This window comes from Coriobacteriaceae bacterium (genome assembly GCA_025993015.1).
Classification (GTDB): Bacteria; Actinomycetota; Coriobacteriia; order Coriobacteriales; family Coriobacteriaceae; genus Collinsella.
This window is the reverse complement of the sequence record DAJPFV010000001.1, coordinates 147,828-164,239: the sequence shown is the minus strand read 5'-3', so window position 1 is coordinate 164,239 and position 16,412 is coordinate 147,828. Positions and strand designations below refer to the sequence as shown.

Sequence of the window (16,412 nt, the reverse complement as noted above, 5' to 3'; positions counted from 1 at the left end):
AAGATGCCCGGGCCGACTCTATGTCGAACCCGGGCGGGCGATGCAATCTTTACGCAAATGTAAGCAAATGTTCACACGTCAACAATTGAGGGGCGCCGGCTCGCCGCTAGAAGCGATCGCAGCGAGGAGTCTAGTCCTCCATGCCAAGGTCGATCGTCGTGCCCTCGAATACCTTGTTGACGGTGCGGACGGCGCACATCTTGCCGCACATGGTACAGGTGCCCTCGGTGGCGGCAGGGGACTCCTCGTAGCGCTTCTTGCCGGTGACGGGATCGAGGGCGCACTTCCACATGGCGTCCCAGTCGAGCTTGCGGCGTGCCTGGCCCATCTTGTCGTCCAGATCGCGGGCGTGCGGCACCTTCTTGGCGATATCGGCGGCGTGTGCGGCGATCTTGGTGGCCATGAGGCCATCGAGCACGTCCTGGGCGTTGGGCAGGCACAGGTGCTCAGCGGGTGTCACGTAGCACAGGAAGTCGGCGCCGGAGCTCGCCGAGATGGCGCCACCGATGGCGGCGGTGATGTGGTCGTAGCCCACGCCGATATCGGTCACCAGCGGCCCCAGCACATAGAACGGCGCATTATGGCACAGGCGCTTCTGCAGCTTCATGTTGGCGGCGATCTCGTCGAGCGCCATGTGACCCGGTCCCTCGACCATAACCTGGACGCCGGCGGCCCAAGCGCGCTTGCACAGCTTGCCCAGCTCGATCATCTCGGCGGTCTCGGTGGCATCGTTTGAGTCGTAGAGACAGCCCGGGCGGCAGGAATCGCCGAGCGAGATCGTCACGTCGTACTCGTGGCAGATCTCGAGCACCTCGTCGTAGAACTCGTAGAAGGGGTTTTCGTTGCCGGTGACTTCCATCCAGCCAAACAGCAGCGAGCCGCCGCGGCTGACGATGTTCATGAGGCGGCCGGTCTCCTTAAAGGTCTTGATGACCGACTTGTTGATGCCGCAGTGGATGGTCATGAAGTCCACGCCGTCCTCGGCGTGCGCGCGAACGACCTCGAGCAGGTCGTCCTTGGTGAGCTTGACCAGCGGCTTTTCCATGTAGCCGATGGCGTCGTACATGGGGACGGTGCCCACCATAAGCGGCGTCTCGTCGATGAGCTGCTGGCGGAACTGGCGCGTCTTGCCCGAGTTGGAGAGGTCCATGATGGCGTCGGCGCCAAAGTCCTCGGCAATCTTGACCTTCTTCCATTCCTCGGCGGCATCGGCCTTGTCGCCCGAGATGCCCAAGTTCACGTTGACCTTGGTGGACAGGCCCTCGCCGACACCAAAGGCGCGCATGCCCTTTTTGATATGCACGATGTTGGCGGGAATGGCGATGCGGCCGTCTGCCACGCGCTCGCGGATGTACTCGGGGTCGCGATGCTCGCGCTCGGCGACCTCTTTCATCTGAGGTGTGATCTGCCCAGCGCGGGCGAAGTCGATTTGCGTGACGAGCTTGGGCTCGGTCTGTGTGCTCATTGGCACGGCTCCCTTCGTTGGCATTACCCATATCAGGTTTGCGGGTCAGGGCGGGCGCGCCCAGTCTCAGCCTGCCGTCTTGTCCTGCAAGCTCCCCGTTTATGTGGTGGGCTCAAGTATAGCTCGAATGGGTACGATTGACGCGATGAGCATGCCCGTGGGGAGGCGAACATGGAAGACAAGCATCTATATCGAGAGATGCAATGGGACGTATCGGCCGAGGAGGGCCGTGCGCACCATGGCCTTGTCGCGATTGGTTTTGCGATCCTTGTCGTGATGGTGATTGCCTGTTGTATCTGGACGTTTGGTGGTCGCGGCTGCGCTGCATGGGAGTTCGAGGCTGATGATAGCCTACCGATTATGACGGTGAGGAGTACTGGCGGTAATGCCAATACGCTCGCCATTCCGGGCGATTATTGGTACCCGCGCGATGAGTTTGTGCAGTTGCAGCTGAGTGGTGGGTCCATTCCGGGCGAAGAAATCGAACGCGTGACGTTTGATGCGGCGCTCAAAACGCTGACGGTGAAGCTCAAAGATCAAGGAGATGTGCCCACGACCATGGATATCGCCCTGACGGAATGGCGTCTGGAGCCTCCGACGGGTGTTGCGGTTTCCGAGGTTGAGCACGTCAAGATTATCTATCAGGACGGTTCGACAAACGGGATTGCAAAGGCCGACGGTCTAGCAGAATAGGTGTCGAGCCTAGCCAGCCAATTCATAAAAGTTGCGGTGGAATAGTTCCTGATTGTGCGATAAAAGGCTCAAATAGGAACTATTCCACCGCAAGTTATATAGAGAAGGCTGAGCGGGTCAGTTTTGGGTGGCGGGTCTAGAGCATCTGTTCGTTGATGAACACGAGGGTGCCTGGGTATGAGATCTCGGGGGCGTGGCGATAGCCGATGTTGAACTCGGTAAGACCGGCGGCGTCCTCGAGCTTGTTTTCTGCCATCCAGCGCACCATGGAGCCGCGCGCCTTTTTGCTGGCGGTCGAGCGCTGGATGGGCTTGCCGTTGCGGACACCTTCGCCAAAGAGACAAGTGACGGTTGTGGCGTCGTCCGCGAGGTGGGGCAGAACGGTTTTGGCATACTCTACGCTGGCGAGATTGACGATCGTGGTGTTTGAGCCTGCCGGGGCGATAGCCCGCGCGAGCTTGTCGCTCCAAAACGCGTAGAGGTCTTGGGCATCGTCAACGGCGAGCTTCGCGCCCATCTCCAGTCGATACGGTTCGACGGCATGGAAGGGACGAACGCACCCGTAGAGGCCGGAGAGGATCCACAGATGGTCTTGCAGCCATGCGAGCTGCACTGAATCCATCACCTCGGGTGCCATGCTCTGGTACTGAATGCCGTGATAGGACATGATGGCGGGGGAGAGGTGACGGGCGAGTGCGGGATTGTCGAGATCGCCGTTTATCAGGATGGGCCCGAACTCATGCAGGGTGTTGAGGCAAGGCCCCAGCAGTTTGTCACTCACGTTCCATAGCGCCTGCAGACCGCCGCTGCCTTCATTCCGCTCGATATCTAGCAGTGCACGGTGGAGGCGAGCCGTCTCGTGCGCAAAAGGTGGAATGCCCAGGACTTCAAAAGCATCTTGGGCCGCGCGCATCTGCTTGGCGGGCGAAATGATGACCTGCAGCATGGACTCTCCTCTGCCAAAAAGGAAGTTGCGGTGGAATACGGTCTGTTTTGGCCGTTTATAGGCCAGTTTAGTCCGTATTTCACCGCAACTGATGAAGGGCTGGTTAGGCGCGCTCGAGGAAGGCCTTGTAGCCGCGGTGGGCCTTGTAGATGTCGGCCTTGTTGGCGACCTCCCAGCAAGCTCCCCGTATATGGTCACCCTGTCAAAGGACGGCAGGGTCGGCATCCAGTATACCCTGCCCCATGGCTTCATGCCCTATGCACGATAGAGACATGTTGCGCGCGGACGTGTTGACGTAACGCCGCTAGCCGATGAGCTCTTCGACCAGTTTCGCTCCGACGATGAGGTCTTCCATGCGAACGTATTCGGCGGTGGAATGGGGGCGCATCATACCGCATGAGAGCACAATGCCCTCGATGCCGTGCTCGGCGAAACTGTTGTTGTCGCTTCCGCCAAAGGTCTCCACGAGGTTGCCTGCAAGGCCGAGTTTGCCGCAGACATTCAAGAAGCGGGTGACCGCGGGCGCGTTCTTGCGCGTGCGGTATGCCTTGATGCGGACCTCTGATGCCATCGAGACCTGTGCTCCGAGATCTTCTGCGGCCTTGGAGATGATTCGGTCGACGCTGTCCATGAGCGCAAGCGCCTCGGCGTGATTGCTGCTGCGGATTTCTCCTGTGCACCGGCAGCTTTCCGGCACGACATTTGCCTGGGCTCCACCTTCGATCGTCCCGATGTTCAGGGTCGTGTGGTCGTTGACGCGTCCCTGTTTAAGACTTGATATTGCCCGTGCTGCAGCCGCGATGGCGTTGATGCCGGATTCGGGTTCAAAACCGGCGTGCGCGGCCCTGCCCAAGAGCGTGGCGGCAAACGAGATGAGCGTCGGGGCTGCGATGGCTGCCGTGCCTGGCGTGCCCGCCAAATCGAGCACATATGCCTCGCGGCTTTTTATCGTGCTAAAGTCCAAGGACCTGCTGCCTCCGTCATAGGCTTCCTCGTCGACGCAGAATACGATCTCGATTCCTCGATGAGGACGGTCTGAGGCAAGGACCGCGCGGACCCCCTCGAGGATTTCTACAATAGCTGCGATGTCATCGGCGCCGAGCACGGTCGTTCCATCCGAGGTGATGGTACCATCTTCATGGAAGATGGCTTTCTTTCCGCGTCCCGGCTCGACGATGTCCATGTGTCCGCATAAAAGGATGGGGTCCTCGCCCGTCGTGCCCTCAAGCCAGGCGTGCAGGTTTCCTGCGTTGCCGCCAAGCTTTGAACCCGCGTCGTCTTCCTTGACCTCAAAGCCGAGCTCTTCCAGTCGCTCGCGGAGCCAGTCTGCGCACTCCCTTTCGTTAAGCGATACTGAGTCCATGCTTACGAGCTGGGTGAATTCGCGTCGTATACGCTGCTCTTGCGTTTCCATGTATATCGTCTTCTCTCTGGCTTGAAGGAGCTTGGGGATTCGTATCTTAAAAGACGAGCATCGCCTTGGTGCCGTCGTAGGAACTAACCAAGTCAAGATCGTTCTTGTCGATGGCAAGGTCGCCGGTGTCGATGACGCTCTCGCCGTATTCGCGATCATGCCATGGGTCATCGAGGTAAAAACGCATATTCCGTTGCCCGGTCACGGTAATCCAATGCGGGCAGTGCTCTGCATGCCAATGCCATTCGTCGATAAGCAGAGCCACAATGCGTCCCTCGTCAAGGAATCGCGCGATATCCGAGGAATCGAAGTCGCCCACACGGATGGGAATCCCTTCTTCGTGTGCCTGTTGCTCGAAAGACAACTGTGTGTCGCGGGCGAGCGCCTTGTTGAGAATCCCTATGTCGCTCGCAGGGTCGAGAATGCATCCGGTGCGTGAGACATATACGGAAGGGGTAAAGCCGCGACGCTTGCAGGCGAGGGCAAGCCCATAGGGATCGCATGCGACCGCCATGGTGGCTTCGCGCCAAAGTGCGATCTCTTCATCGCGCGTAATGCGCTCAACGACGCCCTTGCGCAACAGGGCGTCGAGGACCGCTACCGGCCCGCAGGTGAATTCGGTCGTCTGGTGATAGTTGGCAGGATGCACGGCGTGCGGGGCCACTATAGGGTGCTGGGACGCATCGCCGAGCTCGGTCTTGACGTCGAGGCCGAGCTTTTGGGTCTCCTGCGATGCGTGGTGGAGGAGCTGGTCGAAAAGCGAGCTGTCGCCGTCAAGCGCGCACAGCTTAAGCTGCGCGGTGTGCGGCCTTCTGTAGCCCAGCAGCGCTGCCGTGCCTTCGGGGCCCGCGGCGATAAAGAGCGTGCGCAGTAGGGCGCCTTCAGCTTTTTGGGCGGCGGCGAGGGTGCCGGCAGGCAACGCAAGGCCGGAGGGTAGGGAATCGCGCGGGTCTGCCCCTGGCGTCAAATCGACGATTTGATAAGTTGGTGGCATGTGGATCACCTCAATCGAGCGCTGGGGGCATGGCTGCGATCAGCTTGCGCACGTATGCGTGCTGGGGATGGTTCAAAACGGCGTCAGTCGTTCCGGATTCGATGACCTTTCCGTTTTGCATAACTGCGATGCGATCGGATATGCGGCGAACGGTGTCCAGGTCATGGCTGATGAAGAGGATGGCGAGATTCAGGCTACTTCGCAGGCCAAGGAGGGTCTGGAGAACGTGTGCCTGTATGTTGGCATCGAGCGCGGTGACCGCTTCGTCCGCGATGAGCAGGCGCGGTTGGGGAGCGATGGCGCGCGCGATGGCTACGCGCTGGCACTGCCCGCCCGAGAGGGTGAGGGGCTTTCGATCGGCCAGGTCGGCCGAAAGCCCCACCGATTCCATCAGGTTTCTGACGGCTTGTGCATCGTCTGCGCGGCCGGATGCCCGTAGCGCTTCCTTGAGGGTTTGAGCGACGGTCATGACGGGATTGAGGGAGCCAAAGGGGTTCTGGAAAACGAGCTGCGCCTGTTCCCGGGACCAGGGAAGGGGCTGCCGGGAATCCTTATCGTAAAAGGCCACGGTTCCCTTATCGGGTTTTTCGAGTCCTGCCACGCAACGGGCGACGGTTGATTTGCCAGACCCGGATTCTCCGACCAGTCCCAAAATCTCTCCCGTATGGATGTCGAGGGAAACATCGTCTACCGAGGGCTTGGGATTCCCTTCGAACTGACGGGTCAGGTGCTCCACGCAAAGTACCGTGTCTCCGATTTCGGGGTTATCGCCGTTTTGCAGACGGCGATGCGCCTCGAGTAGCTCTTTAGTGTAGCTCGACTGGGGCGAGGTGGTGATTTTCTCGCTTGGGCCCTCTTCGACGACACGGCCCTTGTCGAAGATAACGAGGTAGTCTGCACGGTCTGCGGCCAGGGGAAGGTCATGCGTGATGATGATAAGGGTCATGCCGCGCTTGAAGCAGGTGCTTTGAAGAAGGTCGAGCACATCTTTTTGAGTGCTGGCGTCGAGTGCCGTGGTGGGTTCGTCGGCGATGAACACCTGCGGCTGCGGCGCGAGCGCGGCGGCGATGGCCACGCGTTGACGCATACCTCCCGAAAGCTCATGTGGGTAGGAATCGTACAGGGTGGGGCTGAGTCCCACGTCGGCGAGAAGTCGCTCGGCTTGCCCACGTCGCTTTGCCTTGGGCAGACGGGAGCCTGCGGCAATTTGGCTTCCGCAGGTGCGCAGCGGATTGAGCGAAGAGAAGGGGTCTTGCGGAAGCCAGACGATCGCCGATCCGCGCTGGGCCTCCCAGGTGCGCTCGGGGGCCGTGAGGTCGATGGGGGTGTCCATGATCTTGAGTGATCCCGAGGCGTGGGCGCCGCGCGGCAAGAGCCCAGAGATGGCCTTTGCGGTCAGGGATTTTCCCGACCCGGACTCGCCGACGATACCCACCGTTGCGTTTGCGGGTATCGAGAGGCTCGCGCCCTGGATCAGCTCGGTTCCGTTGATGGATACGTGAAGGTCTTGCAGCTCAATGGGCGTCATGCGTGGGCCTCCTCTCGATTGCCTGCTGCGATGTTGTCACCGATGACGTTTAAGGCGATCGATGTGACGATGATGACGACTGCGGGCGCGATAGCCGCGGCGGGATTGCTGTAGATCAGCGAGCGGGCGTCGGAGAGCTGCCTTCCCCAGTCTGCCTGCTGTGGAGAGATGCCGATTCCCAAGAACGACAACGAGGAGAGCGAGACCAATGCGTTGGACATATCGAGGAACACTGCGGACACCACGACAGGTTGGATGATGGGGAGCAGATGCCGGAACATGATGCGTGCCGGGCTCAGCTCGAGGAGCTTGCACGCATCGAGAAACGAGTCGTGGATGTGTCGCAGCGCGGCAGCGCGGACAAGCCTGATTTCGTAGGGGGTGTAGAGAATCACGAATACCAGTACATCGGTGGCGTAAGATCCGCCGAGGATGCCTGCGATGACGATGGCGAGCAACAGCGTGGGCAGCGAGAGCATGAGCTCGACGATACGCGATACGGCCCAATCGAGCGGGCCGCCAAAGTAGGCGCACGAAAGGCCAAGGACAACGCCGACCGTCATGGCGCCAAGGGCAATGACCACAGGGCCTACCAGCGCGGTACGCGAGCCGGCGAGGGTGAGCCTGACCACGTCGCGACCGAGCGCGTCGGTTCCCAGCAGATGCCCCGCGGTTCCTGGGGCGGCCTCGGTTAGAGCGAGGTCTTGTGTGAGTGCACCGTCTCTGAGCTCGGGAAAGACGGTGAGTGCGACTACGATGAGCAGCCAGAGGACTGCGAGCAGAAGCGGAAAGGTCCGGCGTATGCGATGGGCCATGTTACTCGGCCTCCTTTTGCGGTATCGGGCTGAACGACAGGATCGTCGCGGCTGCTCGCGGCTTCTTCGCGCGCTTTCTCAGGCGTGGGTCCGCGAGCTGCGCCAAGGTGTCGACGATTGCGGTGGAGATGCAGATCACGCTCGCCAGGAGGAGCGTGATGGCCTGCACACAGGGAATGTCGCCAAACGTTACCGATTGCTGAAGCAGCGTTCCGATTCCGCCAAGCGAAAACATGGTCTCGACAATGACGGTTCCCGAGATAAGAGAGGCGATGAGCAGGCCGGAAGAGGTAAGGACGGGCAGTGCGGCGTTTTGCAGCTGACCAAGCGTGACGGACAGGGCGGAGACCCCGCGCGAGCGTGCGAATAGCGTATAGTCCGAGCCGATCTCGTCGATGAGGGATGCGCGCGAAATCTTGACGACGCTGGCGATGATGCCGATGGCGAGGGTTACTGCCGGCAAGATGAGATGTCTAAACGTGTCGAGAGGGCTTCCATCTCCCTGGCCATAGATAGGGAAGATTTTAAGCCGTGCGGAGAGCACATAGAGCAAAAGCAAACCGATGGCGTAGCTCGGGGCGCTGAGGCCTGCTATCGAGATAGTCGTGATGAGACGATCTTGCCATGAACCCGCATGCTTCGCTGCAATGATGCCCAAAGGAAGACCTACGGCAAGGGCGAGGACAAGTGCCATGAGCGCAAGCGCGAGGGTGATGCCCATGCGCTGCGAAATCATATCTGTGACGGGCAGCTGCGTGCGGGTCGAGGTGCCAAGGCTGCCGCTCAGGACCCCTTGGACCCAATAGAGATACTGGGTCCATACGGGCTGATCGAGGTGATAACGCGACCGAATTGCCTCGAGCTGCGATTCGCTTACCTGTTTGGCCCCAACAAGGGAGCGTGCGGGGTCGCTCCCTGTCAGATAGAGCAACCCGAAGGTCACGATCGAAAGCGCGGCTAGCAGCACAAGAAGTCCTGTCACGCGCTTGACTATCATCTTCAACGCTTGCATATTCATCCCGCCTTAAAGGTTTGTGCCGAGTGCCTATTCGGCGCTGAATTCAGATGCCCAGGGCGTTGCGAGCCAGAACGTTCCGGAATCCTTGAACGTTATGCCCTGCTTGCTTGCCACGACGGCCTGCCCCCACCATGCGGGGGCGTAGATAGCCTGCTCAAGAGCTGCTTTCGTGGTCTCCAGCACGATGTCGAGCTGTTCTTTTGCATCGGTGAGCTGGCCGATGGAGTCAGTCTTGGCCGCAACGTCCTCGTCGGTCCAGTTGGCTGGGTTCGTGCCCGCTCCGCCGGCGGCAAGCAGCCAGGATGTCACCTCGTTGGGGGTGGAGGTGGTGGGGTTGTAGATCATCCAGGCCACGCCCTGCTCGCCGTTGCCAACCTCGCTCAGCCATTGGTCGAGCGTCTGCTCTTGGACGTCGACGTCGATGCCGATGCTCTTGAGCTGCTCGGCCAGGGCGATTGAGGCTTTGCCGACGGCTGGGTAGCCCGTGGGGTAGGTGAGGGTCGTCTTGAAGCCGTCAGCGTGTGCCGACTGCTTGAGCTCTGCTTTGGCTTTCTTAATGCTGAACTCGACGGCGCCCAGATCGGCAACGAGCTTGCGCGCCTCCTTGGCGCTGCCTGCCCAGCCGGCGAGCTGCTCGGGGGAATCGATGCCGGTGGCCACCTCGCCGTAGCCTTTGAGGATGCCCGAGACAATCTTCTCTTTGTCGAGCGCATGGGCGACGGCGCGGCGAACGTGGATATCGTCGAACGGCGCGACGCTTTGATCGAAGGTCAGTCCGTAATACGAGCGGTCCGAGTACTTGGAGACCGTCGACCCGTCTTGAGCCCACTCGTCGACGCTTGTCACCGGAACGGTGAGAGAAACATCGATGGACCCATCCTGGAACGCGAGGAGGCGCGTTGAGTCTTCGGGGATGAAATCGATGCGCACCGTCCTGGGAGCCGTGATCGAGCCCCACCAGCCATCGTAGCGCTCCAGCGTCACGTGGCTGGAAGAGTCGAACTCTGTGACCTGATAGGGGCCGGTTCCCAGGATGAGCCCCTTGGACGAGCCGTAGTCGTTGCCCGCCTCATCCCAGAACGCCTTTGAGGTGACAAAGAGGCCAGCTGCATTGGAAACCTGGTCTGGGAAGTCGGCATGGGGGGAATCGAGCGTGATTGTCACCTGATTCTCGCCTGTTTTCGATGATCCGGTGACGTAGGCCGGCCAGTAAGTGGAAAGGCCAGGGGAGAGAGTGGCATCGCGAGCGGTTTCGATGGAGAAGACCACGTCGTCTGCGGTGAGTGCGCTGCCGTCATGGAAGGTGACGTTTTGGCGTAGGTCGAATACCCAGGTCTTGTTGTCTTCGCTGTGCCACTTCTCGGCAAGCGCCGGGATGGTTTTGCCCTCGGCGTCGAGTCCCGTCAGGCCCTCCTGGAAAAGTGCTGCCAGCTGATAGTTTGCAGATCCGGCTTCCTGGTTGACGCTCAGCGTGCTTACGGCCGAGCCGGAGCCCAAGGTGAGCGTGTCGGGCGTTTTGGCCGACGCGGACGCCGATCCCGCAGCTGCGGAGCCTGCCGACTTGCTGCCTCCGGTGCAACCGGTAAGAGCGAAAAGGCCGAGTGCGGCAGCCGTGCCAATGCCGCGAACGAAGTTGCGTCTGCTGAGGTTTTGGTTGATTACAGACATGGTTTTCTCCTGACGTTGGGAGCTCGATGTGCAAGAGACATCGTGCGTTTTACGGTTATCGAGTTGTTGGGGTGCTAAAGGCGGGGCGCCCGAGGGCCTGCTGCGAACAGGCTTCGCTTATACGCTTATTCGCAGCAGAACTCGGGCTTACACATGAAAAGGCCCATACAAAGGAGGGTCTCGTAGAGATGCTTCTTTTTCATGTGTCAACCCCTTCGCTGTAGGCGCCAATTAATTCCCTACAAGACTAGTAGATTACTAGGTATAGTCAAGAAGAAGATGCGTTTGTTTCAGGTCTGTGACGCGTCTATCGTCCTAGGGCGGCTCGAAAACAAAAATGGCGGTGTCGACCAAACATGTCGACACCGCCATGCAAAGGGGTGATTGAGCTGGGGCGTGAGGTTACGCGCGCTCGATGAAGGCCTTGTAGCCGCGATAGGCCTCGTAGATATCGGCCTTGCTGGCGATCTCCCACAGGGCGTGCATGGACAGGACGGCAACACCGGAGTCGATGACGTTCATGCCGTACTTGGCCATGATGTAGGCGATGGTGCCACCGCCACCTGCGTTGACGCGGCCGAGCTCGCAGGTCTGGAAGTCAACGCCCGCCTCGTCCATGATGTCGCGGATGAGGGCCACATACTCGGCGTCGGCGTCGTTAGAGCCGCTCTTGCCGCGGCTGCCCGTGTACTTGTTAAAGCACAGGCCACGACCCATAAAGGCTGCGTTCTTGGTTTCGAACTTGCCGGCGTAGCCCGGGTCGAAGCCGGCGGACACGTCAGAGGAGAGCATGCGGCTGTGGGCGAGTGCACGGCGCAGGGCCAGCGGGCTGTCCTCGCCGGCGAGCGTCATGATCTCGGCGACGGTGTTCTCGAAGAAGCGGCTCGTCATGCCGGTGGCACCCACGGAACCGATCTCCTCCTTGTCGACGATGAGCGTGATGCTCGTGCGCTCCACGTTGGCGACGTTGATCTGGGCGAGCATGGACGGATAGGCGCAGACACGGTCGTCGTGGCCATAGCCCAGAATCATGGAGCGGTCGAGGCCCATGTCGCGGGCGGGACCGGCGGGCACGACCTCGATCTCGGCGGAGAGGAAGTCCTCCTCCTCGACGTCATACTGCTCCTTGAGGATGTCCAGGAACATCTGCTTGACGGGCTCCTTGGGGGCGTCCCTGTCGTCCTCATCGAACTTGACGGGGCGGCCGCCCACGATCACGTCGAGGATCTCGGCGTCGACGGCGTCCTTGGCGGGCTTGGCCATCTGCTCGCTCGAGAGGTGGATTAGCAGGTCGGAGATGGTAAAGACCGGATCGTCGGCCTTGTCGCCGATGTTGATGTCGACGGTGGTGCCGTCCTTTTTGCAGATGACGCCCACGAGTGCAAGCGGGGAGGCCACCCAGTGGTAGCTCTTGACGCCGCCGTAGTAGTGCGTGTCGAGGTAGGCCATGTCGCCGGCTTCGAAGGCGGGGTTCTGCTTGAGGTCCAGGCGCGGCGAGTCCACGTGGGCGCCCAGGATGTTAAAGCCCTGCTCGAGCGGGGCGGTGCCCAGGTTGACGAGCATAAGGTCCTTGCCGTGGTTGGCGGCGTACACCTTGTCTCCTGCCTTGAGCTCGCGGCCTTCGGCGATCACGGTCTCCAGGTCGACGTAGCCCGCCTTCTCGGCCATCTTGATGCCGGTCTTGACGCACAGGCGCTCGGTCTTGTTCTCGCTCAAAAACTGCTTATAGCCGCGGCAAAGCTCCTCGAGCTCCTCGATTTGCTGTGGTGTGTACTTTTTCCATGCGCAGGGACGCTCCATGACGCAGGCTCCTTTCGGATCGATCGTGCTGGTTGATGTACCGTGAGCCATCGTATCACTCGGGAGCGTGCGGTGGCGGGGGAGCTTGATGTGCGGTGGCCGCGGGGCGGGGAGCGTGTAAACTGGAGTGAGCAAACCGTGCCCAGCCCAAAGCGAGGTATTCAATATGTCTGACAAGCGCCGCACCTTTGCCGTTATCGACGGCAACTCGCTCATGCACCGTGCCTTCCACGCCGTGCCGCCGACCATGAACGCGCCGGACGGTCGCCCCACCAACGCAATCTTTGGCTTTCTGAACATGTTTCTCAAGATGATCGATGCCTTTAACCCCGACAGCGTGGTTGTGGCGTTTGATAAGGGCAAGCCGCGCGTGCGCATGGAGATGCTACCGCAGTATAAGGCGCAGCGCCCGCCCATGGACCCCGATCTGCACGCGCAGTTTCCGATGATCAAGGAGCTGCTCACCGCGCTCAACGTGCCGATTCTGCAGTCCGAGGGCTGGGAAGGTGACGATATCCTGGGAACCATGGCTCGCCTGGGCGAGGAGGCCGGCTGCGACATGCTGCTGGTGACCGGCGACCGCGACATGTATCAACTTGTGACTGAGCACGTCAACGTGGTCTCGACTCGTAAGGGCCTATCCGACGTGGCGATCATGACGCCCGAGAGCGTGGACGACCTGTATCACGGCATTACGCCGGCCCTCGTACCCGATTTTTACGGTCTGAAGGGCGATACGTCGGACAACATTCCTGGCGTACCGGGCATCGGCCCCAAAAAGGCGAGTGCGCTCATCGCGCAGTACGGTAGCCTGGACGAAGTCATCGCGCATGCCGATGAGGTCAAGGGCAAGATGGGCGAGAACCTGCGTGCGCACATCGACGACGCACTGCTGAGCCGCAAGGTTGCGACCATTCGCACCGATGCGCCCGTCGAGCTCGACTTTGAGGCGACGTCCTTCCCGGCGTTTTCTGCCGACGAGGTCTCAGCGGCGCTCGGCACGCTCGGCATTACGGCCATGCAGAACCGTTTCTTGGCGCTGATTGGCGGCGAGGGCGGGGTTGCTGCTGCCTCCAGTGTGTTTGAGATACCTGCGATGGTTCGCGCAGCCGCCGGCGATACTGACGCGCTTGGTGCCGTGGCGTCCGAGGTCGCCCGCGCGATTGATGCGGGCGAGTGGGTTGCCGCCGTGGTGGACGATGACAAGGAGGAGGGTGCGCTCTTTGGTTTGACGCGCACGCTGTGGCTGGCGACATCCCAGGGGCTATTTGCGCTCGAGGAGGGCGACGGCGGCGCGGCGGTCGAGGTTGAGGGTTTCAACGTTGCCCACGGCGTGATCGCTGGCGTACTCGCGCGCCTGTTTATGGAGGGCCGCGTGGCGAGCCCGGATACGAAGGCGCTGCTGCATGAGCTTTCGCCCATCGATTCTTCTGAGCCCGAGCTCATGGATCCGCTCGCTGCCGATTCCACGCGTATCTTCGATACCGTGGTCGCTGCCTATCTGCTGGATTCCGATCGCTCCGAGTTCGATGAGGCATATCTTGCCGATACGTATCTGCAGATGGCGCTGCCTGCGGCGCGCGGCGCAGAGGGTGCCGGTGAGGACGCTCCGGCGCCTGCCGCCCGTACTGCGGCTCTGACGCTGGCGCTCGTGGCACCGTTGCGCGAGTGCATGGCCCGTGAGAATGCCGCCAACGTGTTCGATGGCATCGAGATGCCGCTCGTTCCGGTACTTGCCAAGATGGAGCGCGCGGGCATGCTCGTGGACCCCGACCGTCTGCACAGTCTGTCCGAGGGTCTGGCGACCCAGATTACCGAGGTTGAGCGCAGTATTCGCGACCTGGCGGGTGACGAGACCTTTAATATTGGCAGCCCCATGCAGCTGTCGCACGTGCTCTTTGATGTGATGGGGCTTCCGACCAAGGGCCTCAAGAAGACTAAGCGCGGCTATTATTCGACCAACGCCAAGGTGCTGAGCGACCTTGCGCGTGACCACGAAATCGTGCGTCTGATCTTGGACTGGCGTGAGAAGTCTAAGATCAAGTCCACCTATCTGGACACGCTGGGCCCGCTACGCCGTGGTGACGGTCGCGTACACACTACGTACAACCAGACCATCACGGCAACGGGGCGTCTGTCCTCGAGCGACCCGAACCTGCAGAACATCCCGACGCGCTCGGAGCTGGGTCGTACCGTCAAGACGGCGTTTTCGGCAGGCGAGGGAAGCGTCTTTTTGGCGGTGGACTACTCGCAGATCGAGCTGCGTCTGCTGGCGCATCTCTCAGGTGACGAGCACTTGGTGCGCGCCTTTAACGAGGGCGAGGACTTCCATGCCGAGACGGCGGCGCGCGTGTTCGGTGTGCCGGTGTCCGAGGTAACGCCCGACCTGCGCAGTCGCGCCAAGGCCGTGAACTTTGGCATCGTGTATGGCCAGCAGGCCTACGGCCTGTCGCAGTCGCTGCATATCTCGATGGCCGAGGCACGCGACATGATCGACCGCTACTACGAGGCCTACCCGGGCGTGCGCACGTTCCTCGACAACGTGGTGGCACGCGCCAAGCAGACGGGCTACGCCGAGACCATGTACGGCCGCCGTCGTCATATTCCGGAGCTCAAGGCCAAAAACCCGCAACTCCGCGGCTTTGGCGAGCGCACGGCCATGAACCATCCCATGCAGGGAACCGCCGCCGACATCATCAAGATCGCGATGGCCCGCGTAAGCCGCCGCCTGGAAGAGGAAGGCTTTGCCGCCCACATGATCCTGCAAGTGCACGACGAACTGGACTTTGAGTGCCCCATCGACGAAGTCGAGCGCCTAACCACCATGGTCCGCGACGTCATGGAGCACGTAGTAGACCTCCGCGTCCCCCTAATCGCCGAAGCCAGCACCGGCATAACCTGGGCCGACGCGAAATAGAAAAACAGCCACAGGTCCAAAGCAGCCAAACCAGAAGGGAGTCCCTTTCAGCAAGGAACTCCCTTCATCCATAATTATTCAGCCAAGTATCTAGACGCCAAGACGCCATCTAGGCGGCAAGCAAGTCACCCTAGGACCTGGCCGGGCGAGGCGGGTAAGTTTTTCGTAGATTCCGCACGAGCCGGAAAGCACTTAATGTGCTTTCCGAGCGAGCCCAGGACCTGACCGAACGAAAAACTTACCCGTCTCGCCCGGCCAGGTCCGACGAGCCACGTTAACGAGCCGCCAAGATGGCGTCGATGAGCGTCAGTACGCCCCCGTCGTTGTTGCTCGGAATGCGCCATTTGGCATGCGCGTTCATGTGCTCCTCGGCATTGTCCACGATAAAGCTGTGACCGACGCGCTCCAGCATGGGGATGTCGTTGTAGGTGTCGCCCACGGCGGCAGCATCGGCAATATCGATGCCCAGGTGCTCGCACAGGTGAGCGACGCCGGCGCCCTTGTCGACGCCCAGGTTCATAAAGTCGATCCACTCGCGCCCAGCGTTGGTGACGTAGAGTTTGTCCGAGAACTCGGGGCTATAGGTCTCGCGGAAAGCGGGCTCGGCGTCGTAGCCGGGGAAGAAGACCGAAATCTTGTTGGACTCGAAATCAATGCCCTCAAAGCTGTCTACGTAGTTGATTGTGTTGTAGTAGACGCTGATCTCGTCGTGGTATTGATGGTCGCGGGCAAGCACGTAGAACTCGTCGAAGCAGCACAGGACGGGGACAGCGCGAGGATCCTCCGAGGCACGGTTCAAGACCTGCTGATACAGCTCCACGTCAATATTGCTTTTATAGATATAGCTGCCGCGATAGATCACGCACGCTCCGTTGTCGGGACAAAAGGCGAGGCGGTTCTTGATGCCCTCGAACATCTCCTCGAGCTTGGGGGCGGGACGTCCGCTGGCGGGGCAGAATACGATGCCGGCGTCGGCGAGCTTGTCCAGGCGCTCATCAAGACCCTGGGGCAGCACACGCTCGTCGGTCAGCAGCGTCTTGTCCATATCGACGGCGAGAATCTTAATGTTGCCGATGTTGGCGTCCGATTCGTAAGTTTGCATAAAAATGCGCCTTTCGTTTCGAGATTGTTTCAGACGTTATAACCATCAACTA

At 60.7% G+C, this 16,412-nt stretch carries 12 protein-coding genes and 1 riboswitch; of the genes, 2 read left to right on the top strand and 10 right to left on the bottom strand.

Annotated features, from left to right (window positions below; translation table 11 throughout):
- Nucleotides 1-130: 130 nt before the first annotated feature.
- Nucleotides 131-1,465: a phosphomethylpyrimidine synthase ThiC gene (gene thiC / locus OIL77_00715; protein ID HJI43947.1), complete on the bottom strand. Its 1,335-nt coding sequence runs from the start codon at nt 1,463-1,465 to the stop codon at nt 131-133.
- A riboswitch (TPP riboswitch) is annotated at nt 1,458-1,573 on the bottom strand. Its footprint overlaps the gene before it by 8 nt.
- A gap of 63 nt (nt 1,574-1,636) precedes the next feature.
- Between thiC and OIL77_00710 the strand changes: the two genes are divergently transcribed.
- A complete protein-coding gene (locus tag OIL77_00710) occupies nt 1,637-2,158 on the top strand; it encodes a hypothetical protein (protein HJI43946.1) in 522 nt (173 codons plus the stop codon).
- A gap of 136 nt (nt 2,159-2,294) precedes the next feature.
- Here the strand turns inward: OIL77_00710 and OIL77_00705 are convergent, their stop codons facing one another.
- From OIL77_00705 to OIL77_00670, 8 genes are all read right to left on the bottom strand, one after another.
- Nucleotides 2,295-3,104 (bottom strand): YaaA family protein, encoded by an 810-nt coding sequence (locus OIL77_00705; GenBank protein ID HJI43945.1) that lies wholly within the window; start codon nt 3,102-3,104, stop codon nt 2,295-2,297.
- 304 nt (nt 3,105-3,408) lie between these two features.
- The gene (locus tag OIL77_00700; protein HJI43944.1) at nt 3,409-4,518 is read right to left on the bottom strand and encodes a M20/M25/M40 family metallo-hydrolase; all 1,110 of its coding nucleotides are present in this window, start codon (nt 4,516-4,518) and stop codon (nt 3,409-3,411) included.
- A 46-nt stretch (nt 4,519-4,564) separates the two neighbouring features.
- Complete coding sequence (locus tag OIL77_00695) at nt 4,565-5,512, bottom strand: peptidase C39 family protein (GenBank protein HJI43943.1); 948 nt, start codon at nt 5,510-5,512, stop codon at nt 4,565-4,567.
- Between the two features lie 10 nt (nt 5,513-5,522).
- Nucleotides 5,523-7,040, bottom strand: a complete 1,518-nt coding sequence (locus OIL77_00690) for an ABC transporter ATP-binding protein (protein ID HJI43942.1) — start codon at nt 7,038-7,040, stop codon at nt 5,523-5,525.
- Complete coding sequence (locus OIL77_00685) at nt 7,037-7,855, bottom strand: ABC transporter permease (GenBank protein HJI43941.1); 819 nt, start codon at nt 7,853-7,855, stop codon at nt 7,037-7,039. Before OIL77_00685 ends, OIL77_00690 begins: the two co-directional genes overlap by 4 nt.
- 1 nt (nt 7,856) lies before the next feature.
- The gene (locus OIL77_00680) at nt 7,857-8,867 is read right to left on the bottom strand and encodes an ABC transporter permease (protein HJI43940.1); all 1,011 of its coding nucleotides are present in this window, start codon (nt 8,865-8,867) and stop codon (nt 7,857-7,859) included.
- 33 nt (nt 8,868-8,900) lie between these two features.
- Nucleotides 8,901-10,541, bottom strand: coding sequence for an ABC transporter substrate-binding protein (locus OIL77_00675; GenBank protein ID HJI43939.1), 1,641 nt, complete (start codon nt 10,539-10,541; stop codon nt 8,901-8,903).
- Between the two features lie 402 nt (nt 10,542-10,943).
- Entirely contained in the window at nt 10,944-12,341 is a 1,398-nt protein-coding gene (locus OIL77_00670; protein HJI43938.1) for an aminopeptidase, read from the bottom strand.
- Nucleotides 12,342-12,507: 166 nt separating this feature from the next.
- Between OIL77_00670 and polA the strand changes: the two genes are divergently transcribed.
- Nucleotides 12,508-15,258: a DNA polymerase I gene (polA, locus tag OIL77_00665; GenBank protein HJI43937.1), complete on the top strand. Its 2,751-nt coding sequence runs from the start codon at nt 12,508-12,510 to the stop codon at nt 15,256-15,258.
- A gap of 274 nt (nt 15,259-15,532) precedes the next feature.
- Here the strand turns inward: polA and OIL77_00660 are convergent, their stop codons facing one another.
- Entirely contained in the window at nt 15,533-16,360 is an 828-nt protein-coding gene (locus tag OIL77_00660) for a Cof-type HAD-IIB family hydrolase (GenBank protein HJI43936.1), read from the bottom strand.
- Between the last annotated feature and the right edge of the window lie 52 nt (nt 16,361-16,412).